Origin of the sequence: Bradyrhizobium sp. sBnM-33, from assembly GCF_032917945.1 — a bacterium.
In the GTDB taxonomy this organism is placed as follows: Bacteria; Pseudomonadota; Alphaproteobacteria; order Rhizobiales; family Xanthobacteraceae; genus Bradyrhizobium.
On record NZ_CP136624.1, the window covers coordinates 5,035,352 to 5,062,348 of the forward strand.

The window sequence follows — 26,997 nt, forward strand, 5'->3', positions numbered from 1 at the left end:
AGCCTATGTGCTTTGGAGAAGAGAAAATGGCTACAGGAACAGTGAAGTGGTTCAACGGTCAAAAAGGTTTCGGTTTCATTGAGCCGAGCGATGGCAGCAAGGATGTGTTCGTGCACATCTCCGCCGTCGAGCGCGCCGGCCTTGGCGGGCTGGCCGAAGGTCAGAAGGTTCAGTTCGAACTCAAGACCGACAAGATGCGGGGCAAGGTAAGCGCGGAAAACCTGTCGCTGGTCTAAGGCCTCGAAACGGTCGTTTCACGGATGTACTGGAATGGCTAATGAGCCCGCTCGATCCCCCTGGGGTTGAGCGGGCTCTTGTATTTTGGCCGGGCCTAATGCCCGATGTCCCGGTGCCAGTCGGCTGGACGTATTCCGGGTGATTCCTTTCAGAAATCGACGGTTTTCGTCTTCCGTGACATTGCGCCGGAGAGGCGATTTTGGCATGGTCCGGCCCGATTTGAGGCCGCCCTTCTGGGCAGGGAAGGCCTCCTTTTTATGCGTCCGCCGCGACCGCGGCGACGGCGCGGGGGTGGAACGAACAAAAAACTGAGGCAAATTCAATGACAGCATTGTGGGTGATTGTGCTCTGCGGAGCGCTTTCGATTGTCTACGCCATCTGGGCCACGTCTTCCGTTCTGAAATCGGACGCGGGCAATCCGCGCATGCAGGAAATCGCGGCGGCGGTTGCCGAAGGCGCGCAGGCCTATCTGCGCCGCCAATACATGACGATCGCCATGGTCGGCGTCGTGATCTTCGCGCTGCTGGCCTACTTCCTCGGCATGCTGGTTGCGATCGGCTTCCTGATCGGCGCGGTGCTGTCGGGTGCCGCCGGCTTCATCGGCATGAACGTCTCGGTTCGCGCCAACGTGCGCACCGCCCAGGCGGCGACCACATCGCTGGCCGGCGGCCTCGAACTGGCCTTCAAGGCGGGTGCGATCACCGGTCTTCTGGTGGCGGGTCTGGCGTTGCTCGGCGTCACCATCTATTTCGCCTATCTCACGCAGTTCATGGGCCTGAAGGCCAACGACCGTGTCGTGGTTGACGCGCTGGTCGCGCTCGGCTTCGGCGCCTCGCTGATCTCGATCTTCGCCCGTCTCGGCGGCGGCATCTTCACCAAGGGCGCCGACGTCGGCGGCGATCTCGTGGGCAAGGTCGAGGCCGGCATCCCCGAGGACGATCCGCGCAACCCGGCCACGATCGCCGACAACGTCGGCGACAACGTCGGCGACTGCGCCGGCATGGCGGCCGACCTGTTCGAGACCTATGCGGTGACCGCTGTCGCAACCATGGTGCTCGCCGCGATCTTCTTCGCGACCTCGCCGCTGCTGGTGCCGATGATGACGCTGCCGCTCGCCATCGGCGGCGTCTGCATCATCACCTCGATCATCGGCACCTTCTTCGTCAAGCTCGGCGCCAGCCAATCCATCATGGGCGCGCTGTACAAGGGCCTGATCGCGACCGGCGTGCTGTCGCTGCTCGGCGTTGCCGCCGTTATCCACTGGCTGATCGGTTTCGGCGAACTGGCGGGCGTGAAGTACACGGGCCTGGCGCTGTTCCAATGCGGCATCGTCGGCCTCGCCGTCACCGGCCTGATCATCTGGATCACCGAATACTACACCGGCACCGATTATCGCCCGGTGAAGTCGATCGCGTCGTCCTCGGTCACGGGTCATGGCACCAACGTGATCCAGGGTCTGGCGATCTCGATGGAATCGACCGCAATGCCCGCGATCGTGATCATCGCCGGCATCCTCATCACCTATAGCCTTGCCGGCCTGTTCGGCATCGCGATTGCGACCACGACGATGCTTGCGCTCGCCGGCATGATCGTGGCTCTCGACGCTTTCGGTCCGGTCACCGACAACGCCGGCGGTATTGCCGAAATGGCGGGCCTTCCGAAGGAAGTCCGCAAATCGACCGACGCGCTGGATGCGGTCGGCAACACCACCAAGGCGGTCACCAAGGGCTACGCGATCGGCTCCGCCGGTCTCGGCGCGCTGGTGCTGTTTGCGGCCTACAATGAAGATCTCAAGTTCTTCATCGCCAACTCTGCCAAGCATCCGTACTTCCAGGGTGTGCTGCCCGACTTCTCGCTCAACAACCCATACGTGGTGGTCGGTCTGCTGTTCGGCGGCCTGCTGCCCTATCTGTTCGGCGCGATGGGCATGACAGCCGTGGGCCGTGCGGCCGGCGCGATCGTCGAGGAAGTGCGGCGCCAGTTCCGCGAGAAGCCCGGCATCATGCAGGGCACCGACAAGCCGGATTACGGCAAGGCGGTCGACCTACTGACCAAGGCTGCGATCAAGGAAATGATCATTCCGTCGCTGCTGCCGGTGCTGTCGCCGATCTTCGTCTACTTCGCGATCTACGCGATCGCGGGCGGCGGCGCGGCCGGGAAGTCGGCGGCGTTCTCCGCGGTCGGCGCCATGCTGCTCGGCGTGATCGTCACCGGCCTGTTCGTGGCGATCTCGATGACCTCGGGCGGCGGCGCCTGGGACAACGCCAAGAAGTATATCGAGGACGGCCATTTCGGCGGCAAGGGATCGGACGCCCACAAGGCCGCCGTGACCGGTGACACCGTCGGCGATCCCTACAAGGATACGGCGGGTCCCGCCGTCAACCCGATGATCAAGATCACCAATATCGTGGCGCTGTTGCTGCTGGCCATCCTGGCGCACTGAGCAGCGACAAGCTTGTCGAAAAAGAAAACCCCGCGGTGCGAGCCGCGGGGTTTTTTCATGCGCGAGCCCGGTCGAGCATCTGCGATATCTGCTCGTCCCATTCTGGATGCAGTTGCTTTAGCGGCGCGAGGAAATGACTCTCGGGCCCTGTCAACTCGTTCATGCGGCTTGCGCAGCGCCGTGCATCGTCCACCTTGCCGAGCGCGACATGGCAGCATGCGAGCGTTTCCAGTGTCGGACGAAACGTCGGGCGAATGGCGAGCACCGTGTTGGCGGTCGAAAGGGCACGCTCGGCTTCTCCGGCGAGAAGCTGTGCATAGGCGAGCAGATTGTACCAAGTGAGATTTTGCGGATCGTTCGGATTTAGCGCCAGGCCATGCTCAAGCGGTTCGATTGCCTCTCGTGCCAGGCCCGCGAACAGACGGGCCAGGCCGAGAACCAGATGCCCTAATGCAAAGCTCGAGCTCAATGCGATCGCTTTCTCGGCTGCCGATACAGCTACCAGCGGCGCATTGCTGTATGCGTTTGCAATGGCGAAGGCGTAGTGCGCATAGGGATCTCTCGGATCGAGTGCTATCGCGTGCGCGGCGGCATCCACGCCTTCCTTGCTGTCCGCGCCGGGCGCGTCGCTCCAGCCGTACGCGATTATCCCGGCGCTGACGCGCCCGAGCCAGATGTGTGATTCCGGCAAGTCCGGGTCGATTGTACAAGCGTGGCGAAAGAGCGCTCGCGCCGCCAGGTGGCCGTCGCGGCTGACCTTGTGGAAATGCCACATTCCCCGACGCACCAGATCCCACGCCGTCATGTTGCCGGTATGCCGCATGGCCGCAACGTAGGATTCGCTTTTGAGAAGCTGGGGCTCGATCGCACCCGCTACCCGCTCAGCGATCTCGTCCTGGATCGCAAAGACGTCCGCCATCTCGAGATCGTAGCGCTCCGCCCATACATTGCTGCCGTCGCTCGCGTCGATGAACTGAGCCGTAATGCGCAGCCGAAGGGCGGATTGGCGAACGCTTCCCTGCAACACGTAACGTGCGCCAAGCTCGCGAGCGGCTTCCAGCACATCAATCTGCTTACCCTTGAAAATAAAGGCAGAACCGCGCGCGATGACTCGGAACCAGCGAAACCGCGATAGCGCCGTGATGATATCTTCGGTCAGCCCATCGGCGAGATATTCCTTGTCGGCTTCGCCAATGATGCCGAAAGGCAGAACCGCAATAGAGGGGCGCGACTGGGCATCGCTCTCAGCGCGCTGCGGTGTGGCGCTCTGCGCCCGAGAAGCGACCGGCCCAGCAAACCGGTAGCCGACACGCGGGACGGTCGTGATCCATTCGGAGCCATCCTTCGCGGTGCCGAGCAGCTTGCGCAGCGCCGCGATCTGGACTGACAGATTGCTTTCCTCCACGGCGACGCCAGGCCAGGCAGCGTCCATCAGGCTCGCTTTGTCTAGGATTTTGCCGGGCGACTGCAGGAAAGCCTGCAGCAGCAGGAGGCCCTTTTGGCCGACCGCAACCGGTCGGCCGTCCCGCGACAGCATTCCGCGATCCATATCAAGCATGAACGGGCCAAACATGAAGGGCGCGCTGGGCATGCGGCGAGCTTACCGGGGTTTGGAAGAATTTGGAATTTTTCGGACCAATCTTTGAGACTGCGGCCGTCCAGACAAGTGATCTTGCGCATGTTGGGTAAAAACCCGAACCGGAGAGATGAAAATGAGCAACATGATCGTACGGGAACGGCACGGCGTGGACTCGGCAGCTGGCGGGAAGGGGTTCGTCGTGAAGGGAAGCGCCGGCCACCGCGCCGAGCAGGGTTCTGACTATCAGCCGGGGATCAGCGCGGAGACTGTCGGCTCGAAAATGATCTGGCTCGGGATCATTACGCTGCCGGCCGGCCGACGCACCACAGCCCATGTCCACGAGCATCATGAGACGGCGCTCTACATGATGAGCGGGGACGAGCTGGAGATCTGGACCGGCGACCAGCTACAGCACTGTGAAAAGGTGCACCCTGGTGACTACATCTACATTCCGGCGGGCGTCCTGCACGTTGCGGTCAATCGCGCCGCCACGCCGTCGGTTTTCGTGGGATCACGCAACGAGGCGACTGCGCGGGAGAGCGTGGTGATGCGGCCGGAGATGGACGAGCGGGTGCCGTGAGTGGCTGCTGGCGATCCTGGCGCACTGAGCGCGGCGAGAGGCTGATCGAAAAAGAACCCCGCGGTGCGAGCCGCGGGGTTTTGATTTGGATGAGACGTCTGGCGCTCAGCCCGCGTCCATCTGCAGACCTTCGCGCTTGATGATGTCGCCGAACTTCGTCGTCTCCGCCTGGAGGAAGTCGGAATACTGCTGCGGCGTCCCATAATCGGTGCGTGCGCCGATCTTGGCCATCTGGTCCTTGATGTCATCGCGCTCCAGGAAGACCTTGATCTCCTTGTTGAGCGCGTCGAGGACAGGGGCGGGCACACTCTTCGGCAGGAAAATGCCGAACCAGGATGAGACGTCGAATTTTGCAAGCTCCGGTGCGCTCTCACGCATGGTGGGGACGTTGGGCGCCAGCGCGGCACGCTCCGGCGTAGTCACCGCCAGAGCATTGAGCTTGCCGTCCAGAACCTGCGGCAGCGTCGGATAGAGATTGTCGAACAGGATCTGGATATCGCCGGCAAGCGCCGCCTGCAGCGCCGGGCCGGCGCCGCGGAACGGCACATGGACCATCTTCAGGCCGGTCAATTGCAGGAACCAAGCACCGGTGAGGTGCGGGCTCTGTCCGACGCCGGACGAGGCATAGGTGAGCTTGTCCGGATTGGCCTTGATATAGGCGATCAGTTCTCCGATCGACTTGATGCCGGTCGACGGATGGGCCGACACGATATTTGGAATCCGGATCAAGTTGGAAACCGGCTGCAACTGATCCGCCTTGTAGGGCATGTTGCGGAAGATGCTGTAGGCGATCGCGTTGGGGCCGGGATTGCCAACGAGGATGGTGTGTCCGTCCCCCTTGCTGCGCACGGCTTCGGCGGTGCCGATGGTGCCGCCGCCGCCGGAACGGTTTTCCACGACCGCGGACTGGCCCCACGCCTTCTGCAGATGTGCGGCCAGCAACCTCCCCATCACGTCGGTGGTGCCGCCTGGTGCCGCCGGCACGATGAGGCGCACGGTCTCGGTCGGCCGCCAGTCGGAGCCGAAGCTTGAGCGCGGCAAGATCGCTGCCGCTGAAACGGCTGCAGCTCCGGTCAAAACGCGGCGTCGAGAAATAGCTTTAATCTTCACAAGTTCACTCCCTGCTGAATCATTGTTTGCAGGAAAGCGTAGGCAGCGCGCATGCAGAGAGCAAGCGGGCGACGTGGCGCATGATTTCCGCGCCACGGAACAGAGTGAATCAGAACTGACCGGGCTCTAATTAAAGCTGAGCAACTTGAACAGCGGCGTCAGGTAGCTGAGCTCCTGGCCGGACGTCGGCGTGGTGCGGCTGATGAAGTCGAAGATCTTACCGTCCTGTAATCCGTAATTGGCGAGCCGCGTCACCTGGCGATTCTTGTCAAAATAGATCGCGATCACGCGCTGGTCGACGACCTGCTGGTTCATGAACGCGACTTTGCGCTCGGAGCGCTGCGAGATGTAATAGAACACCTCGCCGTTTAAGGTCGCGACCGTCGATGGCGTTCCCATCACGATCAGCACCTGGTCCTGGCTGGCGCCGATCGGAATCTGCTCCAGCGCGTTGGGCGGCAGGATATAGCCCTTCTGGAACTGCTCGCCGGTGCATCCGGCGAGCGCGGCGCAGACCAGTGCGACGGCTGCGGCGGCGCGAAAACCGCGCTGGCGTGCGGTCAGGCGGCGCGGCGAGGATACGCGGGCGCTCAGGTGGCTCATTTCGGTCATCTCAGGGATTCGCCGTCCTCTTGCATCGCGCGGTGGGTTGACGTACCGGGCAGCACGCTGGATTGCAACACGCGCGGCCCCGGGAGGGCTCGCAGACGGAACCCACAATGCTTTGGCCGTTCAATCACTTCAGGAAACCCCGGACGCCGCTGCGCGGCACCATCGAGGCCATCTATGGCATGATCGTGACGCAGGCGCGAGAACCGTTGTTTTACCGGGACTTTGGGGTTCCGGACACGGTTAACGGCCGTTTTGACCTGCTTCTAGTGCATTTATGGCTGGTCTTGCGGCGGCTGAAATCGGTCGAGGGGGGAGCGGCCCTGTCGCAGGGACTGTTCGATCATTTTTGCAACGATATGGACGACAATCTGCGCGAGATGGGGGTCGGAGACCTCACGGTGCCGAAGCGCATGCAGGCCTTCGGCGAAGCCTTCTATGGCCGAACCGCGGCCTATGACCTTGCGCTGACCGAGGGCCGCGAGGCCCTGGCGCAAGCGATCTGCAAGAATATCCTGAACGGCGAGAACATCGAAAAGGCCCGACTGCTTGCCGCCTACGCCGAGGCGGCAATGGCAGGCCTCGACAGCCTCGACGAGGCGACCCTGGTGAGCGGCCAGGGCAAGTTTCCCTCGCCGGAGAAAGCAGGCGCGCAGCAATGAGCAAGGCCGGCACAGAGAAGCCCGACCCGTGGCCTGTTCCCGTTGCGGTGGCGCAGATCCCCGAGACGGGCCTCCATCGCGACATCGAGGCCGATCAGGCCGCCCGCAAAGCCGTGGCCGACACGGGCGACTTGCGCGCGGTACTATCGGTGCAGGCTTCCTTCGACGTGACGCCAAAGAGCGGCGGCCGCTTCCATGTGGCCGGCCATGTGCGGGCGCGGATCGGGCAGACCTGCGTGGTGACGCTGGAAGAGATCGAGAACGACATCGACGAGCCGATCGATCTGATATTCGCTCCGCCCGAGCAGATCCCGCAGATGGCCGCGCTGGTCGATGACGCCGAGCAGAGCGACGAGGAAACACCCGATCCGCCTGAGCCGATCGAGAATGGCATGATTGATCTCGGCAGGGTCGCCACCGATGCCTTGTATCTCGCGGTCGATCCATATCCGCGCAAACCCGGCGCCGTATTTGAGCCGATGGTTGAAGCCGCCGATCCCGAGGATCACCCATTCGCGGCGCTCAAGGCGTTGAAGCCAGCACCGAAGAAATCCGGCACCAGGAAGCCCAAAGGCAAGTAGCCGGCGGTTAAAGTAGTCTACGAAGCCGCATTCGGTTTGAGGTAGCTGCGATATCTCGCTAGGACTCCTCAATAAGGCATTGAATTATCTGAATATATTTCTTATTCTTGCCTTCGGGCCACACCGCTTCGCTTTCGCCAAAAGACAGTGGTCAAGAGGTTGTGTCGGGCCGGGGACACGCTATTGTCGCGGCCCGGCGGAGGCGCGGTGTTGCGTTTCGCCGAGCACCTCCTAACGGTGCCATTCCAGTGTGCGGCCGCGCTCTACGAGGGCCGCAAGAGATCAGGTTTCCGGGACGTTCATGCCGCAAAAGGTTCGAATCGCGCTTGACGCCATGGGCGGCGATGTCGGCGCATCGGTCGTCATTCCCGGCGCCGCAATCTCGTTGAAGCGGCATCCCGACAGCGAATTCCTGCTCTACGGCGACAGCAAGCAGATTGACGAGCAACTCGCGAAATACCCGGCGCTGCGAAAGGCGTCGCGCGTGATCCATACCGACGTCACCGTGAGCATGCACGACAAGCCAAGCCAGGCGCTGCGCCGCGGCCGCAAGACGTCGTCGATGTGGCTTGCAATCGACGCGGTGAAGAAAAAAGAGGCCGACGTGGCGGTCTCCGCGGGCAATACCGGCGCGCTGATGGCGATGGCGCGTTTCCATCTGCACACCATGCAAGGGATCGATCGTCCGGCCATTGCCGGCGTGTGGCCGACGGCGCGCGGCGATTCCGTCGTGCTCGACCTCGGCGCCACGATCGGCGGCGATGCGCACCATCTCGTGGCGCTGGCGGTGATGGGCAGCGCAATGGCTAGCGTGCTGTTGAACCGGGAACGGCCGACTGTCGGCCTCCTCAACATCGGGGTCGAGGAGATCAAGGGCCACGAGGAAATCCGCGAGGCCGCCGAGCTGCTGCGCGCGTCGCAGCTCAATTATATCGGCTTCGTCGAGGGCGACGGGATCGGCCAGGGCGCGGCCGATGTGATCGTGTCGGAAGGTTTTAGCGGCAACATCGCGTTGAAGGCCGCGGAGGGGACTGCGCGCCAGATGGCGGACTTCCTGCGCCAGGCCATGACCAGCAGTTGGCTGTCCCGGATCGGCTACCTTTTCGCCCGCAGCGCGTTCAAGGCGCTGCGGGACAAGCTCGATCCGAACAAATCCAATGGCGGTGTGCTGCTCGGCCTGAAAGGCGTGGTTGTCAAAAGCCATGGCGGAATCTCCGCCGAAGGCTTTGCCTACGCAGTCGATGTTGGCTATGAGATGGTCCGCTGCGATCTCCTCACCAAGATCAATCAGATGATGAAGAGCGACGGCAGTGCGCTGGCACCGACCGCGCAGGAGGCTGTCTCGTGACTGCGAAACGTTCGGTGGTGCTGGGCTGCGGCTCTTACCTGCCGCAGAAGGTGCTGACCAATGCCGAACTGGCGGCCCGAATCGATACTTCGGATGAGTGGATCGTGCAGCGTACCGGCATTCGGGAGCGCCACATCGCGGCCGAAGGCGAGTTCACCTCGCATCTGGCGATCAACGCCGCGCGCGCGGCGCTGGAACACGCCGGTCTCGACGCCCAGGCGATCGACCTGATCGTGCTCGCGACCTCGACGCCGGACAACACCTTTCCGGCTACCGCGGTTGCAGTCCAGAACGGGCTTGGTATCCACCATGGCGCCGCCTTCGATCTGCAGGCGGTGTGTTCCGGCTTCGTCTTCGCGCTCGCCACCGCCGACAATTTCCTGCGCTCCGGCGCCTACAAGTGCGCGCTGGTGATTGGTGCGGAGACGTTTTCGCGCATTCTCGACTGGAACGACCGCGGCACCTGCGTGCTGTTCGGCGACGGCGCCGGCGCGGTCGTACTGGAGGCGCAGGACCAACCGGGTTTGCCTTCCGATCGCGGTGTGCTCACGACCCATCTGCGCTCGGACGGCCGGCATCAGTCGAAGCTGTTCGTGGACGGCGGCCCGTCCACGACGCAGACCGTCGGCCATCTCCGGATGGAGGGCCGCGAAGTGTTCAAGCACGCGGTCGGCATGATCACGGACGTGATCGTGGACGCCTTCAATGCGACCGGGACGACGGCGGAGGACATCGACTGGTTCATCCCGCACCAGGCGAACAAGCGAATCATTGATGCTTCGGCGCATAAGCTTCATATTGCGCCGCAGAAGGTGGTGCTGACCGTCGATTTGCACGGCAATACGTCGGCTGGGTCGATCCCGCTGGCGCTTGCGGTCGCCGTCAAGGACGGGCGGGTAAAGAAGGGCGATCTGGTGCTGTTCGAGGCCATGGGGGGCGGATTCACCTGGGGTTCCGCGCTGGTGCGCTGGTAGGCGCAGCGCAAAAATACCGTCTAAAATTGTAGTGCTGTTCCATGCTTCTGCATGATGGTCGCTGTTGACCATTGCGTGCTAACCTCATAATTTCAGGGAATAAATTGTTCGCCGAGAGTGCGGGGCAGGCGATGACCGGGACCGGAAAAACAGTCACACGCGTCGATTTGTGCGAGGCGGTCTACCAGAAGGTGGGTCTGTCGCGAACGGAATCCTCCGCGTTTGTCGAGCTCGTTCTGAAAGAAATCACTGATTGCCTGGAGAAGGGCGAGACGGTGAAGCTGTCGTCGTTCGGCTCCTTCATGGTGCGCAAGAAGGGTCAGCGTATCGGACGTAATCCGAAGACCGGTACTGAAGTGCCGATCTCGCCGCGTCGCGTGATGGTGTTCAAGCCGTCGGCGATTCTGAAGCAGCGGATCAACGGCCACACGCCCGGCAACGGCGAAAGCAAGACCGATTAATCCGATTAATAGAGACTGCGAGATCGAGTAACACGGCTGCGTAGCAAGGCGAGTACCGCGTCTTCACCAACGAGTTAAGTTGAGAGGAGCTGGCACTTGGACAAGGCGCCGGATGCGTTCCGCACCATCAGCGAAGTCGCTGAAGAACTCGACATTCCCCAGCACGTGCTGCGGTTCTGGGAGACGCGGTTTGCCCAGATCAAGCCGATGAAGCGAAGCGGCGGGCGGCGTTACTACCGCCCGGACGACGTCGACCTGCTGAAGGGCATTCGCCGTCTGCTGTACGGCGAGGGCTACACGATCCGCGGCGTGCAGCGGATCCTGAAAGAGCACGGCATCAAATCGGTGCAGGGCCTTGCCGACCAGACCTCAGCCGTCACCTTCGGCGCCGTTGAGGAGGCGATCGGCCTCAGCCTGCAGGAGCCCGATGAGGGCGAGGTCCCGACCGTCGCAGCCGATGACGAGGATTACGAGACCGAAGAGAAGGAAATCGACTACCGCTTCGTCGACACCGACGACGACGGCATTTTGCTGCCGTTTGCGAGGGCCAAGCCGGGCCCGTCGGACGCCGACCGCGAGCGCCTGGAGCGGGTGCTGCAGGACCTGATCGCCTGCAAGCAATTGCTGGACAACGCGCTGAAGGACGGCTGAGCGGGCGGGGAACCGGCAGCCTGCCGGCCGCAATGGGGCCGCTCTCCTGCCTTGCGCCGGGCGCTGATCGCAGCTAATGGAACGGCATCGGAGCGTGGCGCAGCCCGGTTAGCGCACTAGTCTGGGAGACTAGGGGTCGAAGGTTCAAATCCTTTCGCTCCGACCATTCATTTTCACGGATAGCGATTTTAATCGCTGCTAGATGCCGAGAACCCAGACGGCAACAATGGCGCCTAGCACAGCTATTCCGCTGACTGTCCAGCCCGTCAAATAGGTCGCACCATCCGTTTCCGGTCGATCGACCATGGAATCGCGCCACTGGGTCACGGCGGCCTCCTGTCTTGTTTTATTGATACTGCCTCCGGTATGTAGGTCGCTGCCGCGGGCTCAAGGTTCAAGCTACGCGGGCCGCGAAATATCTGTGGCTTTCATGACCAAGCTCGATACCTGCGCATCTCCAACAGGCCGGAGACGCCCGGCGTCCTTGGCATGCTGGCAACTTCCCGGAAAGTAAGTCCAGCTTAACCCAACCGGCAGATCTAACCGGCACCAACCTTCTCGGCACATCCGGACGCCGCTATATAGAGCGGATTGCAACCTCTGCAGGTGCGTGGGGTCATGAATTTCTTGATGCGTGCAGCCTTTGTTTGGGCGGCATGTTTCTGGGCGTTAACCTGATCAACTATTTTGTCCTGGGCCGTTCCGGAGATTACCTGCCGGGCGGCGACCGCATGGGCGAATGGAAAGCGGCCAAGATACGCGAGCGTGTTACCCGGCGCTTGAACACCCCGAAAGGGACGGGCAGCTCCCGAAGCTTTCGACCGACAAGCATCGCGTCGATTGGCGCGACCTCACCAGCGCGAAAGAAATGACGGCGGCGCTGAACTGCTATCTCGTCACGCATCCGAACGCGATCTGCGAGCGGGACAATCGCGCCTACATCGTCGATTACATCAGTCGCTATTTTGCGAAATTCGATGAGATGATGAATACCGCCAAGCGATATGGCGAATCCGAAATGTCCACGGTCAGGGATCTCTGGGACAGTCCACGCAACCGTGCGATCAATGCCGCACTGATGATGGACACTGGCAATGGCCGGCTGATCAAGGCCGATTTCGGCTGGAGCGTGCCCGCAGCGATGAAGCCGATGCTCGATCGCTACAAGGGCGCGACCGACAACTGCCCCAGGGCTTAGCAGCGGGAGCTTGAAAATTGATCCGTCAGGTTCTCACCCTCATCCTGGCCTTCGTCGGAGGCATCCTCGTGGTCGGCGGGTGGATCTAGGCCCCGAAAGTATCGAGTGCGATGTCGGGTTTCGTCTCGGTCGGGCCTAGTGTTTCGTTGTTCGCCGACGCCAATCGCCTCGGCCGGCCGGAAGTCGCGCCGGTCGTGCGGCGCTGCATTTTCCGCGTAGTGGACGTCGGTCCGGACGCGATGAAGATGGAGCCAAGTGCTGCATATTTCATCCTGAAGGCCGGCACCATGCAGGCGAACATTTCCACCTTGGTTGGCAAGCCAGAAGATTCGAGATCCGAATACCGGACAGTTTCTGTGGCTATCAAATGGGGAGAGTTGGCGGACTGCATTTATGCGCAGGACGATCGCGAACTCTGCGACGCCGATAACCGCGCAGCGGCAGTAGAAGCCACCACGAAGTTCTTTGCCCACGCGAAGCAGACCGGCGCTTCCGCGGGGCAAGCCGGCGATATTAGCCAGCGACGCACGTGACATCGAAAATGTCAGCGATCGCTTGTTGCTCATGCTCAAGAACCACCGTCGCTACGGTACGCTCGTGGGTGCCGATTTCGGCAGTTCTGCACCGGCCGAAATAATGCAGGTCATGCGCGGCGAGCAAGCAACCCGCGACATCTGCAAGCGCTGACCCGAGACGATCAGCCCAAAAGGTGTGAAGCGTGCCCTGCATGGACTCGCAATGGGTCGTCGTCGATCTGACCGTCGACGCCGGCGCTAGAAACGCTGCTCCGACATTAATTGGCTGTCACAACCGGTCGAAGGCTGCGGCCGCGATCAGCAAGGCGCTGGAGGGATTGGGCGCGCTGGGCGGCTCGCGCGAGGCCGCGGAGTAAATTCCGCGGCGCGAAAACGCCTGCGAGACAATCGAGCCGCCCGTCTCGCGGGCAGCTTTACCGGCAGCTCCCACCTGTTACTGTCCTTCCGCACGGGCCTCCATGCCATGAGGGCCCCAACTCAAAAATTGAAAACCGAGGTAAGCGTCTCAATGAAGGATTTTGCCGGAAAGTTCGCCGTGATCACCGGTGGCGGCACGGGCATGGGCCGCGAGCTCGCGCGTCAGCTCGTCGCCGAAGGTTGCAATGTGGCGATGTGCGACGTCTCGCCGGAAGCGATGGCCGAAACTAGGCGGCTGTGCGAAGCGGAAAGGCTGCCGCAGGGCCTGCGCGTCACCACCCACGTCGCCGACGTCTCAATCGAGGCGCATCTGCAGCGCTTCCGTGACGAGCTGATCGAGCAGCAGGCGACCGACAAGATCCATCTGTTGTTCAACAATGCCGGCATCGGCGGCGGCGGCAGCCTGTTCACCAACACGCGCGAGCAGTGGGAACGCACCTTCAACATCTGTTGGGGCGGCGTCTATCTCGGCGTGCGCACCTTCCTGCCGCTTATGATGAAGGCCGACGAGGCCCGCATCGTCAACACGTCGAGCGTCAACGGCTTCTGGGCATCGGTCGGCCCTGGCGTGCCGCATACCGCCTACAGCGCCGCCAAGTTCGCGGTGAAAGGCTTTACCGAAGCGCTGATGACCGATCTGCGACTCAACGCCCCGCACATCAAATGCTCCGTCGTGATGCCCGGGCATATCGGCACCTCGATCGTTGCCAATTCGCGCAAGATTCAGAGCGGGTCGGAACCCGATGAACTCAACCCGAACGAAATTTTGGCGACGCGGCAGCGCCTGAAGGGCATGGGCATCGACACCGCGCCGATGTCGGATGACGACATCCAGAAGATTGCGCTCGATCGAGCGCGCTCCTTCCGCGAGGAGGCGCCGACCACGGCGGCGGCTGCAGCAAAAATCATCCTCGACGGCGTCAAGGCCGAACGCTGGCGGATCCTCGTCGGCGACGATGCCCACAAGCTTGACGAGCGGGTGCGGCAAGCCCCGGAGAAGGCCTACACGCCGGAGTTCTACAAGAGCTTTACGGAAGAGGTGGGCTGGCGGCTCGGATAGCAAGCGGTCGGTTCTGATGGAATCAGAACCGACACTTTGCATTCTGGACGCGTCATCACGGCAACTGACGCCGCTCACGCGCGCGAGACGCGCTGACGCGAACCCGGGCGGTAGGCGAGGCGGGTGTGCCCTGAGCAATAGGGCATGCCTTCCACCGGCGTATTGCCGCAAAAGCAGAAGTCCTCTGCGCCTGGCGTGCTGATCGGCCAGCGGCATGTTTCGTTGCTGAGTTCGAGCAGCGAGCAACGATTGTCGCTGATAATCGGCTCTTCCTGGAACGGCTGCGCGTTTTCGTAGACGGCTTGCAGAACCTGATACTGCAACCGGGGAACGGATTTCCGCGAACGCTCCCTGGCAGCCTTGGTCGGACGCGGTTCGGCGGGGGCGGGGCCGCGCGTCAATTGAAGGCGCGAGAGTTTGCCGATCACGGCGTTACGGCTGACGCCGATGCTGGCCGCGATCTCGCGGCAGGTGAGGCCGGCTTCAAAATGGCTCTTCAGGAGTTCGACGCGATCGGTGGTCCAGGTCGGTACATTCGTAAGCATTTTCTCGGTTCCACATTCTGTGAAACCGCCGCGCTGCTCCCGTCAGGACGCCTTGCCGTTGTCGCGGATCGCAAGCAGCCCATCCTTAATGGCGAGCCGAATGCCTTCCTCGATCAGGGTCCGTGCAACGCCGGGAACACTTGTGCCGTGGGTGCCCTGTCTCACCAGTCTTTCGAGATAAGCGATGGTCGAGAGCGCCAAGGTCACGGGAACGCGGTCGGTTTCGGCTTTTTCTGTAGCCATGGGGAACGCTAACTTTTAAATGGTGTACTGAAAAGTTACTATTTCGACTCTATTTAGTTTTGCACACATGAGTCAAACGACTTGTGGATAGCTCTCTATCCATTTGAAAAAACATATTAAAAGTCGAAGCCGGGTTTGTGGATTAGCTGAGCGCCCTATGACGCGCAGCGCGCGGCAGCCTTAATGGCGGTTACAGGCGCGGCGAAACGATCCAGCCGTGCGGGCCATTTCCCCATTGCTTCGCGCTGCAGGGAATGCCGATGATGTCCTGGGACGGCGGCATGGGCGCAATGACGGTAACGAACGGTCTCTACACCATCCAGATCGAGATGACGGACGGCGGCCATGGCCGCGCGCACGGCGTGATCGTGCTGCGCGACGGCAAGATCGCCGGCGGAGACTCCTATTTCTACTACACGGGCTCATACACCGCGGATCGCGGCAAGTGGCGCGGTGAGTTGATCACCAACGAGCACACGAAATCAGCAGGCAGCCGGCCACTGTTCGGGGGGCGCGAAGTCACTTGCGGCTTCAGCGGGTCGTACGCCGCCGATGGCGCGCAGGTGCAGGGGACTGCATTGGTCGGAAAGACCAGCGTATTATTTCACGCGCGGCTGAAGCTGCTGTCTCCTTTTTGAGGAGCCGCGGGCCGTCCGATCAGCCGTGCACGACTGCCTTCGCGATCATGCAGTGAATGCCCTTGGAGCCGTTCACCGTTTGCGTCACGCGCAGATCGGCGGCGAGGCTGCAGAGCGTGTAGGCGTCCTCGCGCGATAGATTGCGCTTCTCGCCGAGCAGCACGATCATGTCGCGCAGCGCCCGCACCACGCATTGATCGAGATCGGGATCCATCGCCATCGTCATGTAATGCGTCGGTGTTTCTGCGCGCGGATAGGCGAGCCGCAGGTCCTTGCGTAGTGTCAGGCGGAAGCGGCCCTGCAGCGCGGTTTCGATCGCGGTGACGCAGACCTCGCCATCGCCCTGCACGCCGTGGCCGTCGCCGCAGGAGAACAGCGCGCCCGGCACGAACACCGGCAGATACAGTTTGGCGCCGGCGCCCAATTCCTTGTTGTCGAGATTGCCGCCCATCGCGCGCGGTATCAGTGAGGTGATGCGGCCCCAGGCGGGTGGCGGCGCCACGCCCATCACGCCGAAAAACGGCGCCAACGGCAGGTCGAGCCCCCACGGCATCCGTCCTACCATCCGCGCGCGGTCGAGCGGAATGTTCAGGATCCGGGTCTCATGAAAATCGTCGGGCAAGGTGCCCGCCAGCGGACGGATCAGATTGTATCCCCAATCCTGGCGCAGCCGAACGTCGAGAATATCGACCTCCAGCACGTCGCCGGGCTCGGCTCCCTCCACGGCGACCGGGCCGGTAAGAATATGTCCCGGCAGCATCCGCTCGCTATGCGCGTGAATGTCGGCAAGCTCGGGAGGGACGTGAAATTGGCTGCGATCAGGCACCACGTCCGGGCCGCCGGTCACGGTGTCGATCGTGACTTCGTCGCCGCTGGCAATGGCCAGGACGGGCTTCAATTTGGCTTCGAAGAAGCCCCAGTGGCAGGTTTCGGGGCTGGAATGCAGGTGATGATGGGACATGCGGAGGCTTTCTTGCCGAGAATGTCATGTTCAATTTGTCATTGCCGGACTTGCCGGCTTCGCTCAAGTTTCGCCGGCCTGGTACTGAGCGCCCGGCGAAGCCTAGCGTAGCCGGGATCCGGCAATCCATCATTTTTCAATTGGGGCATCTTGCGAAGAAGGATGGATACGCGGGTCAAGCCCGCGTATGACGAGTTTGCTTATCCGTGAGGCTTCCCTTGTTTTTTGTCCTCTCCAAGACGCTCGGCTTTCTGCTGTTGCCGACGAATTTGCTGATCGGCGTAGGCTTCGTTGGCGCCATCCTGATGTTCACGCGCTTTGCATCGCTCGGCCGCAAGCTGGTGATCGCAGCCGTTCTGCTGCTCGTGATTTGCGGGCTGTCACCGCTCGGGAACCTCTTGCTCTATCCGCTGGAGCAGCGCTTTCCGCCGTGGGACAGCTCGCGCGGCGCGCCTGACGGCATCATCGTGCTCGGCGCATCGATCGAAGCCGATCTCTCCACTGCGCATGGCATACCGGTGGTGCGCAGCTCGCCGGATCGCCTGATCGCGGCTGCCGCGCTGGCGCACCGCTATCCGAAGGCGCGTATTGTGTTCTCCGGCGGCAGCGCGAAACTGATTTCTAATGACGCCAGGGAAGCCGATTTCGCCGGCGCTATCTTTGAAAGCCTCGGCATCGACAAATCGCGGCTGATCATGGAACGTGGTTCCCGCAACACGCAGGAGAACGCGGAATTCTCCAAAGCCTTGCTTGCGCCCAAGGACGGCGAGCGCTGGCTGTTGGTGACGTCGGCCTTCCATATGCCGCGATCGGTCGGCTTGTTCCGGAAGGCGGGATTTGCGGTCGAACCCTATCCCGTCGACTGGCGGGTCGGCGGACGTGACGATGTATTTGACTTCACCAACGTCGCGATCGATGGACTGGGACGGACCGACCTCGCCGTGCGCGAATGGATGGGCCTGATCGCCTACCGCGCCACCGGCAAGATCGACGAGTTGTTGCCGGGTCCGGCAAAGTAGCAGCGGGCAGCCAGCCGGGCTAATATCGAAGGACAAAGCGCCGCTTAAGCGCGCCGATTGGGAGTTGACGCCATGCAACAGCAGACGCCGCCGGAAGCATTCGATTTGGCCGGCATGGTGGCCGACCTGAACAGCCTGTTGCGGCTCAAGACGACCGTGATCGGCATCAAGATGTTTGCCAGCGCCGAGGAAATGACGGCAATTCCAAAAATTCGCCGACCGTCGGCGGTGCATACCACCGACCAGATCGTCAGCATGGCCTCGCGGCTCGGCTGGACTGTCGGCATCACCGGCGATGATCTCGTCGGCGCGCAATGCCGTGCCGTGATCGGACTCGCGCCGCAGGACGAGAAGTGGCTCGCGGGGGAAAATTACGTCGGCGTCTGGCACGGCACCGCCGAAGACGCACGCAAGCGTCAGGAGGCACTCGACGTTGTGCCTTTCGGCCGGTACCAGGCGATGGCGGTGAGCCCGCTGACCGGCGGTCGGCTCAATCCGCCGGATATTTGTCTGGTCTACGCCACGCCCGGCCAGATGATCATTCTGATCAACGGCTTGCAATATACCGGTTACAAGAAGTTCGAATGGGGCGTGGTCGGCGAGACCGCCTGCGCGGATTCCTGGGGTAGGGCGCTGAAGACCGGCGAGCCTTCTCTGTCGCTGCCGTGCTTTGCGGAACGGCGTTATGGCGGCGTGCCCGACGAAGAGATGCTGATGGCGCTCAAGCCGGAGCATCTTGCCAAGGCCATCGCAGGCATGAAGCAGCTCGCGAAGAACGGTCTGCGCTATCCGATCGCGCCCTATGGCATCCAGGCCGACGTGCGCGCCGGGATGGGTGTGTCCTATCCGAAGAAATAGCCAGCCGTCATTGCGAGGAGCCAACGGGTCCGGCTCCGCCGGCCCGATGATAAACTCCGCGACGACCGCGTCTGCCGTAGCTCAAGGAGCGAAGGCGGAAGCAATCCGGCCTTCCATCGTGACCCGATTTCTGGATTGCTTCGCTTCGCTCGCAATGACAAAAGGGGCCAAATTCGTTTCTGTAGGAAATCCCAGCTATGTCATCGTCGAAATTCGACATCGTCGTCTACGGCGCCACCGGCTTCACCGGCCAGCTCGTCGCCGAATATCTCGCTGAGCGTTACAAAGGTGACGCCAGCCTCAAGTGGGCGATGGCAGGACGTAGCAAGGACAAGCTCGCTTCCGTCCGTGACGCGATCGGCGCGCCCAAGGATACGCCCCTGATCGTGGCTGATGCGGGCGACCCCGCGTCGTTGAAAGACATGGTCGCGCAAACCAAATCGGTGATTTCGACCGTCGGACCTTATTTGCTTTACGGCTCCGAACTGCTTGCCGCCTGCGTCTCATCGGGCACGGACTATTTCGACCTCTGCGGCGAGCCGATCTGGATGCGTCGGATGATCGATGCGCACGAGGCGGCTGCCAAATCGACCGGCGCGAGGATCGTGTTTTCCTGCGGATATGATTCGCTGCCGTTCGAACTCGGCGTGTTCTTTGCGCAGGAGGAAGCCAAAAAGCTGTTCGGCGCACCGGCCAATCGCGTCAAAGGCCGGGTCCGCGAAATGCGCGGCACGTTTTCCGGCGGCACCGCCGCAAGCATGCGGGCGCTGTTCTCGGCGGCTGCGAATGATCCCGGCCTCGTGGCGCTGTTGAGGAATCCATTCGCGCTGACGCCGGGCTTCGCGGGACCGAAGCAGCCACCCGGCAATCGGCCCGTGTTCGATCAGGAACTCAATTCCTGGACCGCACCGTTCGTGATGGCAAACATCAACACCCGCAATGTTCACCGTTCCAATTTTCTTCTCGGCTTTCCCTACGGCAAGGATTTCGTGTACGACGAGATGATGCTGACAGGCTCAGGCGAGCAGGGTGAAGCTCTCGCCAAGCGGATCGCGACCGCCAACACGACGGAGAAGATGAATTCCGGCGGGCCGAAGCCGGGCGAGGGGCCGTCCAAGGAAGAGCGCGAGAACGGGCTTTACGATCTGCTCTTCGTTGCAATTGCACCCGATGGCCGTCAGGCCCGTGCGGTCGTTAAGGGCGATCGCGATCCCGGCTATGGCTCGACCTCGAAGATGATTTCGGAATGCGCGATCTGCCTGCTGCGCGACACGCCGGATGTGCCGGCCGGCATTTGGACGCCGGGTGCAGCGATGCAGCACAAGCTGATCAAGCGATTGGTTGATCACGCGGGGCTGACGTTTGAAGTCGAGAAGTAGCCCGCAGATCGTAGCGTGGGCAAAGCGAAGCGTGCCCGCCACCTCAAGAGCGATCGCGGATGGATGGTGGGCACAGCGCTTCGCGCCTCTGCCCACCCTACGCTGCCACAACTCACAATCGCTACGCGCGTTCCACGCGCGCCGGACCATTGCCCGCCTTCCAGCGTTCGGCGGCGACGAACATGCCCCACATTGCTCCCAGCATCATCCAGAAGTGCCGCCAATGGTCGGTGTCGATGATGAAGCTCTCGCCAACCGTGCCGAGAAAGGCTGCGAAGATTGCCAGATAGGCCGGCTGCCAGGGCACGCGGACGAAGACATAGCGGAAGCCCGTCAGAACCGTGACGAAGACCAGCGCCGGATAGCAAACGCCGGAGAGCCAGCCGCCCGACATGAACGCGTTCAGGTAGGAATTGTGGGTGTCTTCCGGGAAGTAACGGGTGAACTGTAGCGGGCCAATGCCGAATGGCAGGCCCAACGCCATTTCTGCGCCGAGGATGTGCCGGCCGAACCGGCCGAAGCGGCCTTCGTCGTAGCTCTGGTCCAGGCTGGCGCGCTCCTTGAATAGCTGTGCAATCGAATCGAACGACAGCAGCACCGCGACCAGGGCGGCCGCCAGAACTACGGTAACAAGCGCCATCACGATGATGCGCGAGCGCTGCGACTGCGAGCGGCTGGTCAGCACCATCAATGCCAGCATGAAGCCCGAGGTGATGATAAGCATGCCCCACGCAGCGCGTGAGAACGCCAGGAGAATCGCCAAAGATATGATGCCAAACGCGATCGCGCTGCGGAACGCCTTGCCGAATTTGTCCGTGACCACGCTTTGCAGCACGAACAGCGCCGGCAGGACCAGGAACGCGCCAAACACGTTCGGATCCTTGAAGGTGCCGCGGGCGCGGTCATACAGCGTCAGCAGGTCACGCCCGCCGGGGACGAGATTGAAGTAACCCGCGATGCCGGCGAGCGCCGCAATCATCGCACCAACGATGAGGCCGCGCCGGAGCATGTCGAGCCGCGCTGCGGTATCCTCGGAGATCACCATCGCGAAGAAAATGACCGTGATTGCCATATACCAGGAGGTCGCAATCCAGCTCGGCACATTGGGCCGATCCATTACGGCGATCGCACTGATGCTGTAGCCGAGATTGAGCAGGAACAGGAGCAACAGCAGCGGCATGAACACCAGCCGCATCCGCGCGCCCGTGGCGAAGAAGATCACCGAGGCGGCAAGCGTCGCCAACTCATAGGGGCTCGGCTCGATGAAGACGATGGCGATGGACGCACCCACCAGCCAAACCAGCGCGCGCTGCAGCGCGAGCACGCCGGGCGCGGCCGTTATCGATGGGAGCGATTCCCCGGCTGTCGCCGCATACGCCATCACATACTCACGCAACTCAACTAACTACGACACTACTATCCGCACCATCCGCGTCATTGCGAGCGAAGCGAAGCAATCCATGGCGCCACACAGGGATAGATGGATTGCTTCGTCGCTATCGCTCCTCGCAATGACGTTGGCGCGTCCTCAACTTAATACGCGTTCTCGCTCTTGGTCATCAGCGCGATCGGCGTGTTGAGCAGAATGTAGAGATCGAACAGCACTGACCAGTTCTCGATGTAATAGAGATCGAACTCGACACGCTTCTGGATCTTCTCGTCGGTGTCGACTTCGCCGCGCCAGCCGTTGATTTGCGCCCAGCCGGTGATGCCAGGCTTGACGCGGTGGCGCGCGAAATAGCCGTCGACGGCCTCGTCGAAAAGCCGGCTTTGCAACTTGCCTTGCACGGCATGCGGTCGGGGTCCTACCAGCGACAAATTGCTCTTGAACACGACGTTGAAGAGCTGCGGCAGTTCGTCGAGGCTGGTCTTGCGGATGAAGCGCCCGATGCGGGTTACGCGCGGATCATTCTTGGTTACGACCTTGGAGGCGGTCGGATCGGCCTGATGGTGGTACATCGAGCGGAACTTGAAGACATCGATGCGCTCATTGTTGAAGCCGAAACGCTTCTGGCGGAACAGTATCGGCCCCGGGCTATCGAGCTTCACCGCAAGCGCAACCAGGCCCATCACCGGCAATGCCAGCACCAGGATCACGAAGCCGACGACATGGTCGAACAACCACTTCATCACCAGATCCCAGTCGGTGATCGGCGCCTCGAATACGTCGAGGGTAGGTACCTCGCCGAGATAGGAATAGGAGCGGGGACGGAAGCGCAGCTTGTTGGTATGGGCGGAGAGCCGGATATCGACCGGAAGCACCCAAAGCTTCTTCAACATATCGAGAATGCGCGTCTCGGCCGAGATTGGCAGCGCGAACAGCACGAGATCGACGCGGGTGCGGCGCGCGAATTCGACGATGTCGTCTACCTTGCCGAGCTTGGGACTGCCGGCGCAGGTGTCCATCGCGCGGTCGTCGTTGCGGTCGTCGAACACGCCGAGCACCTTGATGTCCGAATCGTCCTGGATCTTGAGCGCCTGGACAAGCTGCTCGCCATTCTCGTCCGCGCCCACGATGATGGTGCGGCGATCGAGCCGGCCCTGACGGGCCCAGCGGCGCACCAGCGAGCGCAGAAACACGCGCCCGGTCACCAGCGCCGCGAGGCCGCTCACGAAAAACGCCGTAAGCCACAGCCGCGAAATTTCGTTGCCGAGCTTCACGATGAAAGATACGCCGATAAACAGCAGGAACACGAATGCCCAGGATGAAATCATCCGCGTCATCTGGCGAAGATGGCCACGGAACAACTGCACCTGATAAATATCGGCGGCCTGGAAGCAGATCACCGCCGTTGCCGCCATGCCGAAGATCGCCGCGAGAAACTCCCAGGAAAAACCTCTGAGAGGCACGACATATCCGAAATTGAGTGCGACGCCGATCGCGCTCAACATCGCGAAATCGATCACGCGGACCACGCCTGCGATCACGATCGGCGAGTAGGCGCGGCCAACTTTCTGATTGGTGACGGCGAGCGCCGCCGGAGACAGCCTGCGGCGCCGTTCGATCGGCGGACGATCGGCGCTGGCGGTCGCCGCGGCATCGAGCATCGAGCGTGCGTTAATCGGTTCCACTGGTCCACGTCCGTTCTTGAGCGGGCACATAGCAACGTGCCCGCCGGTGCGGAATTCCCCACACCACGGGCTTACGGGACAAATCGGAAGAAACAGTTACGTCGGTAATTTTCGGTTAACGATTGGCAAACGCCTCGCGGTAGCCGGCGACAACGCCCTCGACCATCGCCTTCTGCGAAAAATGCTGGAAGATTCGTTCGCGCAGCGATTTGGCTCGCTCCTTCGTCGCGGCCGGATCCTTCAGAGCGGCTTCGATGGCCTCGGCCATGGCGGCTGCGTTGCTCGGCGCGAACAAGGCATCGCCATGCGGGCCGAAAATTTCGGGGATGCCGCCGATATTGGCGGCGACCATCGGAATGCCGGCGGCCGCTGCCTCGATCACGACATAGGGCATGGAGTCTCCGCGGGAGGGAACCACCAGCAGCGAGCCCTTGGAGAAGCCGTAACGCGCCTTGACGTGGCCGATGAAGCGCACGGCCTCACCGAGGCCGAGTTGCGCGACCTGGGCTTTGAGGCCTTCGCTTTCCTCGCCGTCGCCGGCGAGCGTCAGCGTCACCGGACGGCCGTCGGCGCGCAGCCGCGCTACCGCATCGATCAGAAGGTCGGCGCCCTTGATGTGCCGGAACTCGCCGACATAGATCAGGTCGGTGGCGTCCTCGGCCTTGACGACAGGATCGAATTCACTGGCGGTGACGCCGTTGAACACGCATCGCACCAGTCCCTTCGGCGTGCCGATGGTGCGCTGATAGGTGTTCCGCGCGAAGGCGCTTTCGAACAGGAACAGGTCGGTATCGTTCATCAGCGCGCGCTCGACACGGGCATAGATGTTGCCCTTGAGCGTCGACAGCGGATAGTGCAGCGAACCGCCATGCGGGGTGTAGACCCTGATCCTGTCGCGGGAAGCGGTCCTTAAACGCATGAAGGCGCCCGCTTTGGCGCCGTGACCGTGCAGCACGTCGGGCTTCAGTTGGCGGATCATGCGCTGGAAGCGGGCCCATACCAGAAGATCGGACGGCAGCGGCTCGCGGCGAATGGCGGTGCGGTGAACGCCGAGCTTGAGGCGCGGGGCGATTTCCGCCAGCGCCTGCTCGGCGCGTTCGCCGCCGGTGAGGCTATCGGCGATGATGCCGACGTGATGGCCGCGGTCGACCTGCCCGTTGGCGAGATCGAGAATATGGCGGAAAATGCCGCCGACCGGCGCGCGCGTCGCGTGCAGAATCCGAAGCGGCTGGCCGTCAACGACAGGCATTGATACCGCCTTCAGATGCGACCGGGACCTGCGCGGTCTGGGCCAGGCAGCCCGCAAGCGTCAGCGCAGCAATCAGAGATGGAATAGGGGCGAGCACGCCTCGCATTACAGGTATCCTGGAAAAGTATTCCGCGATTAAGGGCTTTGATGGTTAACAAAAAATGACTGCGCGCGCGAGAGTACGCTCGGGCGCGCAGACAAGGCAAATTAACCCAGCAGCAACCATAATGAAGTGTAATCGCCCCGGGCGAGTGGACCGATAGTTGCGTCCGCGGGAGTGTGCGATGCGTTTGGCGTTCTGGCGTGCAGGCAAGGACAAGCCGGTGGTGCAGCGGGCGATGGCAAGGCCTGTGGCTTCGGCGCCGAAGCTCGTCGCCGCATCCGATGCCGGCGATCTCGATCTGCATGCGCTTGGTCAGGCGCTGATGCGCAGGCGGAGCTGGATCATCGTTCCGACAGTGCTGGCGCTGGTGCTGTCGCTGGCCGCGGTCAACATGATCACGCCGCGCTACAAGTCGGAAGCGCGCATCCTGGTCGACGGGCGCGAGAACGTTTTCCTGAGGCCAAACGGCGAGCGCAACGAGGAGCGCAGCGCGCTCGACGCCGAGGCCGTCACCAGCCAGGTGCAGTTGGTGCAATCGCGCGATCTGGCGCGCGAGATCATCAAAAAGAACAAGCTTTCCGAGCGTCCCGAATTCGATCCGGTGCTGCAGGGATTCTCGCCGCTGAAGTCGCTGCTGGCACTGGTCGGCATCGGGCGCGATCCGTTTTCGCTGACGCCGGAAGAGCGCGTGCTGGAAGCCTATTACGAGCGCTTCACGGCCTATGCGGTCGACAAATCCCGCGTCATCGTCATCGAATTCCAGTCGCGCGATCCCGAGCTTGCCGCGCGTGTCGCCAACTCGATCGCGGAAGGTTATCTGGTGCTGCAGCAGGACGCGCGGCAGCAGCAAGCGAAGTCTGCGAGCCAGTGGCTTTCGGGTGAAATAGAACATTTGCGCAAGCGCGTGGCCGAGGCCGAATCGCGGGTCGAGGATTTTCGCTCCAAGTCGAGCCTGTTCGTGGGCACCAACAACACCACGCTATCCAACCAGCAGATGGGCGAGATCAACACGCAGTTGAACAACGCCCGAGCGCTGAAGTCGGATGCCGAATCCAAGGCGCGGCTGATCAAGGAGATGCTTCAGAGCGGCAAGCCGATCGAGGCTTCCGAGGTTCTCAATTCCGAACTGGTGCGCCGGCTGTCCGAGCAGCGCGTGACGCTGCGTGCGCAACTCGCCGAGCAATCCTCGACGCTGCTCGGCGGTCATCCCCGCATCAAGGAATTGAAAGCCCAACTTGCCGATCTCGATCGGCAGTTGCGCGAGGAGGCGGGCAAGGTGTCCCGCTCGCTGGAGAACGACGCCCGCATCGCCGGCGGCCGGGTCGAAGGCCTGACGGCGAGCCTCGATCAGTTGAAAAAGCAGGCCTCTTCGACCAACGGCCAGGACGTGCAGCTCCGCGCACTCGAGCGCGAGGCAAAGGCGCAGCGTGACCTGCTGGAATCCTACCTCGCCAAATATCGCGAGGCGAACACCCGCGAGAATATCGAGGCGGCACCGGCCGATGGTCGCATCATCTCCCGCGCTACTGTCTCCAACACGCCGGCCTATCCGAAGAAGCTGCCGATCGTCCTGATCGCGACGCTGGCGACCCTGCTGCTCACTTCGGGCGTGATCGCGACCGGCGAACTCTTGCGCATGACCGCGCCGCGGGCACTCGGTGCGGCTCCGCCGGAAGTTGTGCGTGAAATTGCGCCCGAAATCGTCCTGGTATCTGCGCCGGAACCGGTGCGTGCGCCAGCGATCGCGCCCGAGCTTCCTGTGGCGAACCTCGCTGAAGCGGATCACGTTTCAGCGCCAACGTTGAGTGAGCCGCATGCCGGCACCCCTCGCATGGATACTGCGGCAGGGGACAGCGAGATCGAGCAACTGGCTGATGAGCTGGTTGGCGTAGGCGCAGCAGCGCGCAAGGTGAGCGTGCTCGGCACGGCATCAAGCGAGAGCATCACGCTGACCGCGCTGACGCTGGGACGGCTGATGGCGCGGCAGGCGAAAGTCGTGGTGGTCGATCTCGTGGCATCCTCGCCCACGATGACGGCGGCGTCGGTCGATCCAGTAGCACCGGGGCTTGCCGAACTGATGCAGGGCGAAGCCTCGTTTGCGCAAATCATCACCAAGGACCGGCTGTCGCGCGTTCATCTCGTCAGCGCGGGACGCCCCGGCTTCGACCGTGCGCAGCTTCAATCACCGCGGCTGACGCTTGCGATCGACGCGCTGCTGCGGGTCTACGATCATGTATTGCTGGATGCCGGCACCGCCTCCGATCTGCCGGCCGAATTGCTGACGTCGCAGGCGCGCGCAGTCGTGGTGCCCGAAGCGTCGATGGCGCAGGATGCGCGCGCGCTGATGTGCGAGCAGCTCAAGGCGGTCGGCTTCTTTGAGGCGACGATGCTGAGCGGACCGTGCCAGCCTTCCGATGCGGCCGAGCCGGGACCACGCGTGGTCGCGGCTTGAGGGCGAGATGTAGCCACGTCATTGCCTGCGAC

28 protein-coding genes and 1 tRNA gene are annotated in these 26,997 nt (G+C 62.4%); 19 read left to right on the top strand and 10 right to left on the bottom strand.

Features of this window, described 5'->3' with window-relative positions; translation table 11 throughout:
• Window positions 1-26 precede the first annotated feature (26 nt).
• Together RX328_RS23465 and RX328_RS23470 are read left to right on the top strand one after the other, a co-directional pair.
• Window positions 27-236 (top strand): cold-shock protein, encoded by a 210-nt coding sequence (locus RX328_RS23465; protein WP_028345703.1) that lies wholly within the window; start codon window positions 27-29, stop codon window positions 234-236.
• Window positions 237-559: 323 nt separating this feature from the next.
• Window positions 560-2,680, top strand: coding sequence for a sodium-translocating pyrophosphatase (locus tag RX328_RS23470; protein WP_213255532.1), 2,121 nt, complete (start codon window positions 560-562; stop codon window positions 2,678-2,680).
• 55 nt (window positions 2,681-2,735) lie between these two features.
• On the opposite strand, the gene RX328_RS23475 is transcribed toward RX328_RS23470, so the two are convergent.
• Complete coding sequence (locus RX328_RS23475) at window positions 2,736-4,217, bottom strand: winged helix-turn-helix domain-containing tetratricopeptide repeat protein (RefSeq protein WP_249727076.1); 1,482 nt, start codon at window positions 4,215-4,217, stop codon at window positions 2,736-2,738.
• A 184-nt stretch (window positions 4,218-4,401) separates the two neighbouring features.
• Here RX328_RS23475 and RX328_RS23480 point away from each other — a divergent pair, with 184 nt between their 5' ends.
• Entirely contained in the window at window positions 4,402-4,839 is a 438-nt protein-coding gene (locus tag RX328_RS23480; protein WP_213255551.1) for a cupin domain-containing protein, read from the top strand.
• 105 nt (window positions 4,840-4,944) lie between these two features.
• Here RX328_RS23480 and RX328_RS23485 read toward each other — a convergent pair whose 3' ends face one another.
• Window positions 4,945-5,949, bottom strand: a complete 1,005-nt coding sequence (locus RX328_RS23485; RefSeq protein ID WP_213255529.1) for a Bug family tripartite tricarboxylate transporter substrate binding protein — start codon at window positions 5,947-5,949, stop codon at window positions 4,945-4,947.
• A gap of 126 nt (window positions 5,950-6,075) precedes the next feature.
• Window positions 6,076-6,552, bottom strand: coding sequence for an outer membrane protein assembly factor BamE (locus RX328_RS23490; RefSeq protein WP_247510214.1), 477 nt, complete (start codon window positions 6,550-6,552; stop codon window positions 6,076-6,078).
• 116 nt (window positions 6,553-6,668) lie between these two features.
• Here RX328_RS23490 and RX328_RS23495 point away from each other — a divergent pair, with 116 nt between their 5' ends.
• The 7 genes from RX328_RS23495 to RX328_RS23525 all read left to right on the top strand — a co-directional run bounded on the left by RX328_RS23495 (window position 6,669) and on the right by RX328_RS23525 (window position 11,401).
• On the top strand, window positions 6,669-7,220 hold the full coding sequence (locus tag RX328_RS23495) for a ubiquinol-cytochrome C chaperone family protein (protein ID WP_213255525.1): 552 nt from the start codon (window positions 6,669-6,671) through the stop codon (window positions 7,218-7,220).
• Window positions 7,217-7,801 (top strand): YceD family protein, encoded by a 585-nt coding sequence (locus tag RX328_RS23500; protein ID WP_213255523.1) that lies wholly within the window; start codon window positions 7,217-7,219, stop codon window positions 7,799-7,801. Before RX328_RS23495 ends, RX328_RS23500 begins: the two co-directional genes overlap by 4 nt.
• A 301-nt stretch (window positions 7,802-8,102) precedes the next feature.
• Window positions 8,103-9,149 (top strand): phosphate acyltransferase PlsX, encoded by a 1,047-nt coding sequence (gene plsX / locus RX328_RS23505; protein WP_213255521.1) that lies wholly within the window; start codon window positions 8,103-8,105, stop codon window positions 9,147-9,149.
• On the top strand, window positions 9,146-10,123 hold the full coding sequence (locus RX328_RS23510; RefSeq protein WP_213255519.1) for a beta-ketoacyl-ACP synthase III: 978 nt from the start codon (window positions 9,146-9,148) through the stop codon (window positions 10,121-10,123). Before plsX ends, RX328_RS23510 begins: the two co-directional genes overlap by 4 nt.
• Window positions 10,124-10,254: 131 nt before the next feature.
• Window positions 10,255-10,584 carry an integration host factor subunit alpha gene (locus RX328_RS23515; RefSeq protein ID WP_028345713.1) on the top strand — a complete coding sequence of 110 codons (330 nt, stop codon included), beginning with the start codon at window positions 10,255-10,257 and terminating at the stop codon, window positions 10,582-10,584.
• Window positions 10,585-10,680: 96 nt separating this feature from the next.
• Complete coding sequence (locus tag RX328_RS23520; RefSeq protein ID WP_213255517.1) at window positions 10,681-11,235, top strand: MerR family transcriptional regulator; 555 nt, start codon at window positions 10,681-10,683, stop codon at window positions 11,233-11,235.
• Window positions 11,236-11,323: 88 nt separating this feature from the next.
• A tRNA-Pro gene (locus RX328_RS23525) sits at window positions 11,324-11,401 on the top strand.
• A 32-nt stretch (window positions 11,402-11,433) separates the two neighbouring features.
• Here the strand turns inward: RX328_RS23525 and RX328_RS23530 are convergent.
• Complete coding sequence (locus RX328_RS23530; protein ID WP_283772433.1) at window positions 11,434-11,562, bottom strand: hypothetical protein; 129 nt, start codon at window positions 11,560-11,562, stop codon at window positions 11,434-11,436.
• 412 nt (window positions 11,563-11,974) lie between these two features.
• Between RX328_RS23530 and RX328_RS23535 the strand changes: the two genes are divergently transcribed.
• The 4 genes from RX328_RS23535 to RX328_RS23550 all read left to right on the top strand — a co-directional run bounded on the left by RX328_RS23535 (window position 11,975) and on the right by RX328_RS23550 (window position 14,446).
• The gene (locus RX328_RS23535) at window positions 11,975-12,433 is read left to right on the top strand and encodes a hypothetical protein (RefSeq protein WP_213255515.1); all 459 of its coding nucleotides are present in this window, start codon (window positions 11,975-11,977) and stop codon (window positions 12,431-12,433) included.
• Between the two features lie 110 nt (window positions 12,434-12,543).
• Window positions 12,544-12,966 (top strand): hypothetical protein, encoded by a 423-nt coding sequence (locus RX328_RS23540; RefSeq protein WP_213255513.1) that lies wholly within the window; start codon window positions 12,544-12,546, stop codon window positions 12,964-12,966.
• Window positions 12,967-13,160: 194 nt separating this feature from the next.
• Window positions 13,161-13,325 (top strand): hypothetical protein, encoded by a 165-nt coding sequence (locus RX328_RS23545; protein WP_213255511.1) that lies wholly within the window; start codon window positions 13,161-13,163, stop codon window positions 13,323-13,325.
• Window positions 13,326-13,477: 152 nt separating this feature from the next.
• Window positions 13,478-14,446: an SDR family NAD(P)-dependent oxidoreductase gene (locus RX328_RS23550; RefSeq protein WP_213255509.1), complete on the top strand. Its 969-nt coding sequence runs from the start codon at window positions 13,478-13,480 to the stop codon at window positions 14,444-14,446.
• A gap of 74 nt (window positions 14,447-14,520) precedes the next feature.
• Here RX328_RS23550 and RX328_RS23555 read toward each other — a convergent pair whose 3' ends face one another.
• Together RX328_RS23555 and RX328_RS23560 are read right to left on the bottom strand one after the other, a co-directional pair.
• The gene (locus tag RX328_RS23555; RefSeq protein WP_213255507.1) at window positions 14,521-14,991 is read right to left on the bottom strand and encodes a GcrA family cell cycle regulator; all 471 of its coding nucleotides are present in this window, start codon (window positions 14,989-14,991) and stop codon (window positions 14,521-14,523) included.
• A gap of 42 nt (window positions 14,992-15,033) precedes the next feature.
• Window positions 15,034-15,234 (bottom strand): hypothetical protein, encoded by a 201-nt coding sequence (locus tag RX328_RS23560; RefSeq protein ID WP_213255505.1) that lies wholly within the window; start codon window positions 15,232-15,234, stop codon window positions 15,034-15,036.
• A gap of 260 nt (window positions 15,235-15,494) precedes the next feature.
• On the opposite strand from RX328_RS23560, the gene RX328_RS23565 reads away from it, so the two are divergent.
• Window positions 15,495-15,872 (top strand): GrlR family regulatory protein, encoded by a 378-nt coding sequence (locus RX328_RS23565; protein WP_249727074.1) that lies wholly within the window; start codon window positions 15,495-15,497, stop codon window positions 15,870-15,872.
• 19 nt (window positions 15,873-15,891) lie between these two features.
• On the opposite strand, the gene RX328_RS23570 is transcribed toward RX328_RS23565, so the two are convergent.
• Window positions 15,892-16,833 (bottom strand): acetamidase/formamidase family protein, encoded by a 942-nt coding sequence (locus tag RX328_RS23570; protein ID WP_213255503.1) that lies wholly within the window; start codon window positions 16,831-16,833, stop codon window positions 15,892-15,894.
• A 218-nt stretch (window positions 16,834-17,051) separates the two neighbouring features.
• Between RX328_RS23570 and RX328_RS23575 the strand changes: the two genes are divergently transcribed.
• The 3 genes from RX328_RS23575 (at window position 17,052) to RX328_RS23585 (ending at window position 20,089) form a co-directional block, all read left to right on the top strand.
• Window positions 17,052-17,852 carry a YdcF family protein gene (locus tag RX328_RS23575; RefSeq protein WP_213255501.1) on the top strand — a complete coding sequence of 267 codons (801 nt, stop codon included), beginning with the start codon at window positions 17,052-17,054 and terminating at the stop codon, window positions 17,850-17,852.
• Between the two features lie 72 nt (window positions 17,853-17,924).
• The gene (locus RX328_RS23580; protein ID WP_213255499.1) at window positions 17,925-18,710 is read left to right on the top strand and encodes a DUF169 domain-containing protein; all 786 of its coding nucleotides are present in this window, start codon (window positions 17,925-17,927) and stop codon (window positions 18,708-18,710) included.
• Window positions 18,711-18,907: 197 nt separating this feature from the next.
• Window positions 18,908-20,089 carry a saccharopine dehydrogenase family protein gene (locus RX328_RS23585; protein WP_213255497.1) on the top strand — a complete coding sequence of 394 codons (1,182 nt, stop codon included), beginning with the start codon at window positions 18,908-18,910 and terminating at the stop codon, window positions 20,087-20,089.
• A gap of 121 nt (window positions 20,090-20,210) precedes the next feature.
• On the opposite strand, the gene RX328_RS23590 is transcribed toward RX328_RS23585, so the two are convergent.
• From RX328_RS23590 to RX328_RS23600, 3 genes are all read right to left on the bottom strand, one after another.
• Window positions 20,211-21,470, bottom strand: coding sequence for an O-antigen ligase family protein (locus tag RX328_RS23590; protein WP_213255495.1), 1,260 nt, complete (start codon window positions 21,468-21,470; stop codon window positions 20,211-20,213).
• A 152-nt stretch (window positions 21,471-21,622) separates the two neighbouring features.
• Entirely contained in the window at window positions 21,623-23,161 is a 1,539-nt protein-coding gene (locus RX328_RS23595) for an undecaprenyl-phosphate glucose phosphotransferase (RefSeq protein WP_213255493.1), read from the bottom strand.
• Window positions 23,162-23,276: 115 nt separating this feature from the next.
• The gene (locus RX328_RS23600; RefSeq protein WP_213255491.1) at window positions 23,277-24,410 is read right to left on the bottom strand and encodes a glycosyltransferase family 4 protein; all 1,134 of its coding nucleotides are present in this window, start codon (window positions 24,408-24,410) and stop codon (window positions 23,277-23,279) included.
• A gap of 284 nt (window positions 24,411-24,694) precedes the next feature.
• On the opposite strand from RX328_RS23600, the gene RX328_RS23605 reads away from it, so the two are divergent.
• Window positions 24,695-26,965 carry a GumC family protein gene (locus RX328_RS23605; RefSeq protein ID WP_213255489.1) on the top strand — a complete coding sequence of 757 codons (2,271 nt, stop codon included), beginning with the start codon at window positions 24,695-24,697 and terminating at the stop codon, window positions 26,963-26,965.
• The last annotated feature ends 32 nt before the right edge of the window (window positions 26,966-26,997 follow it).

Bases quoted from the DNA above. Each gene is read 5' to 3' on its own strand.
- RX328_RS23465 (WP_028345703.1), top strand. From the start codon at position 27: ATGGCTACAGGAACAGTGAAGTGGTTCAACGGTCAAAAAGGTTTCGGT.
- RX328_RS23470 (WP_213255532.1), top strand. From the start codon at position 560: ATGACAGCATTGTGGGTGATTGTGCTCTGCGGAGCGCTTTCGATTGTC.
- RX328_RS23475 (WP_249727076.1), bottom strand. From the start codon at position 4,217: ATGCTGTCGCGGGACGGCCGACCGGTTGCGGTCGGCCAAAAGGGCCTC.
- RX328_RS23480 (WP_213255551.1), top strand. From the start codon at position 4,402: ATGATCGTACGGGAACGGCACGGCGTGGACTCGGCAGCTGGCGGGAAG.
- RX328_RS23490 (WP_247510214.1), bottom strand. From the start codon at position 6,552: ATGAGCCACCTGAGCGCCCGCGTATCCTCGCCGCGCCGCCTGACCGCA.
- RX328_RS23495 (WP_213255525.1), top strand. From the start codon at position 6,669: ATGCTTTGGCCGTTCAATCACTTCAGGAAACCCCGGACGCCGCTGCGC.
- RX328_RS23500 (WP_213255523.1), top strand. From the start codon at position 7,217: ATGAGCAAGGCCGGCACAGAGAAGCCCGACCCGTGGCCTGTTCCCGTT.
- plsX (WP_213255521.1), top strand. From the start codon at position 8,103: ATGCCGCAAAAGGTTCGAATCGCGCTTGACGCCATGGGCGGCGATGTC.
- RX328_RS23515 (WP_028345713.1), top strand. From the start codon at position 10,255: ATGACCGGGACCGGAAAAACAGTCACACGCGTCGATTTGTGCGAGGCG.
- RX328_RS23535 (WP_213255515.1), top strand. From the start codon at position 11,975: ATGGAAAGCGGCCAAGATACGCGAGCGTGTTACCCGGCGCTTGAACAC.
- RX328_RS23540 (WP_213255513.1), top strand. From the start codon at position 12,544: ATGTCGGGTTTCGTCTCGGTCGGGCCTAGTGTTTCGTTGTTCGCCGAC.
- RX328_RS23545 (WP_213255511.1), top strand. From the start codon at position 13,161: ATGGACTCGCAATGGGTCGTCGTCGATCTGACCGTCGACGCCGGCGCT.
- RX328_RS23550 (WP_213255509.1), top strand. From the start codon at position 13,478: ATGAAGGATTTTGCCGGAAAGTTCGCCGTGATCACCGGTGGCGGCACG.
- RX328_RS23555 (WP_213255507.1), bottom strand. From the start codon at position 14,991: ATGCTTACGAATGTACCGACCTGGACCACCGATCGCGTCGAACTCCTG.
- RX328_RS23560 (WP_213255505.1), bottom strand. From the start codon at position 15,234: ATGGCTACAGAAAAAGCCGAAACCGACCGCGTTCCCGTGACCTTGGCG.
- RX328_RS23565 (WP_249727074.1), top strand. From the start codon at position 15,495: ATGATGTCCTGGGACGGCGGCATGGGCGCAATGACGGTAACGAACGGT.
- RX328_RS23570 (WP_213255503.1), bottom strand. From the start codon at position 16,833: ATGTCCCATCATCACCTGCATTCCAGCCCCGAAACCTGCCACTGGGGC.
- RX328_RS23580 (WP_213255499.1), top strand. From the start codon at position 17,925: ATGCAACAGCAGACGCCGCCGGAAGCATTCGATTTGGCCGGCATGGTG.
- RX328_RS23585 (WP_213255497.1), top strand. From the start codon at position 18,908: ATGTCATCGTCGAAATTCGACATCGTCGTCTACGGCGCCACCGGCTTC.
- RX328_RS23590 (WP_213255495.1), bottom strand. From the start codon at position 21,470: ATGGCGTATGCGGCGACAGCCGGGGAATCGCTCCCATCGATAACGGCC.
- RX328_RS23600 (WP_213255491.1), bottom strand. From the start codon at position 24,410: ATGCCTGTCGTTGACGGCCAGCCGCTTCGGATTCTGCACGCGACGCGC.
- RX328_RS23605 (WP_213255489.1), top strand. From the start codon at position 24,695: ATGCGTTTGGCGTTCTGGCGTGCAGGCAAGGACAAGCCGGTGGTGCAG.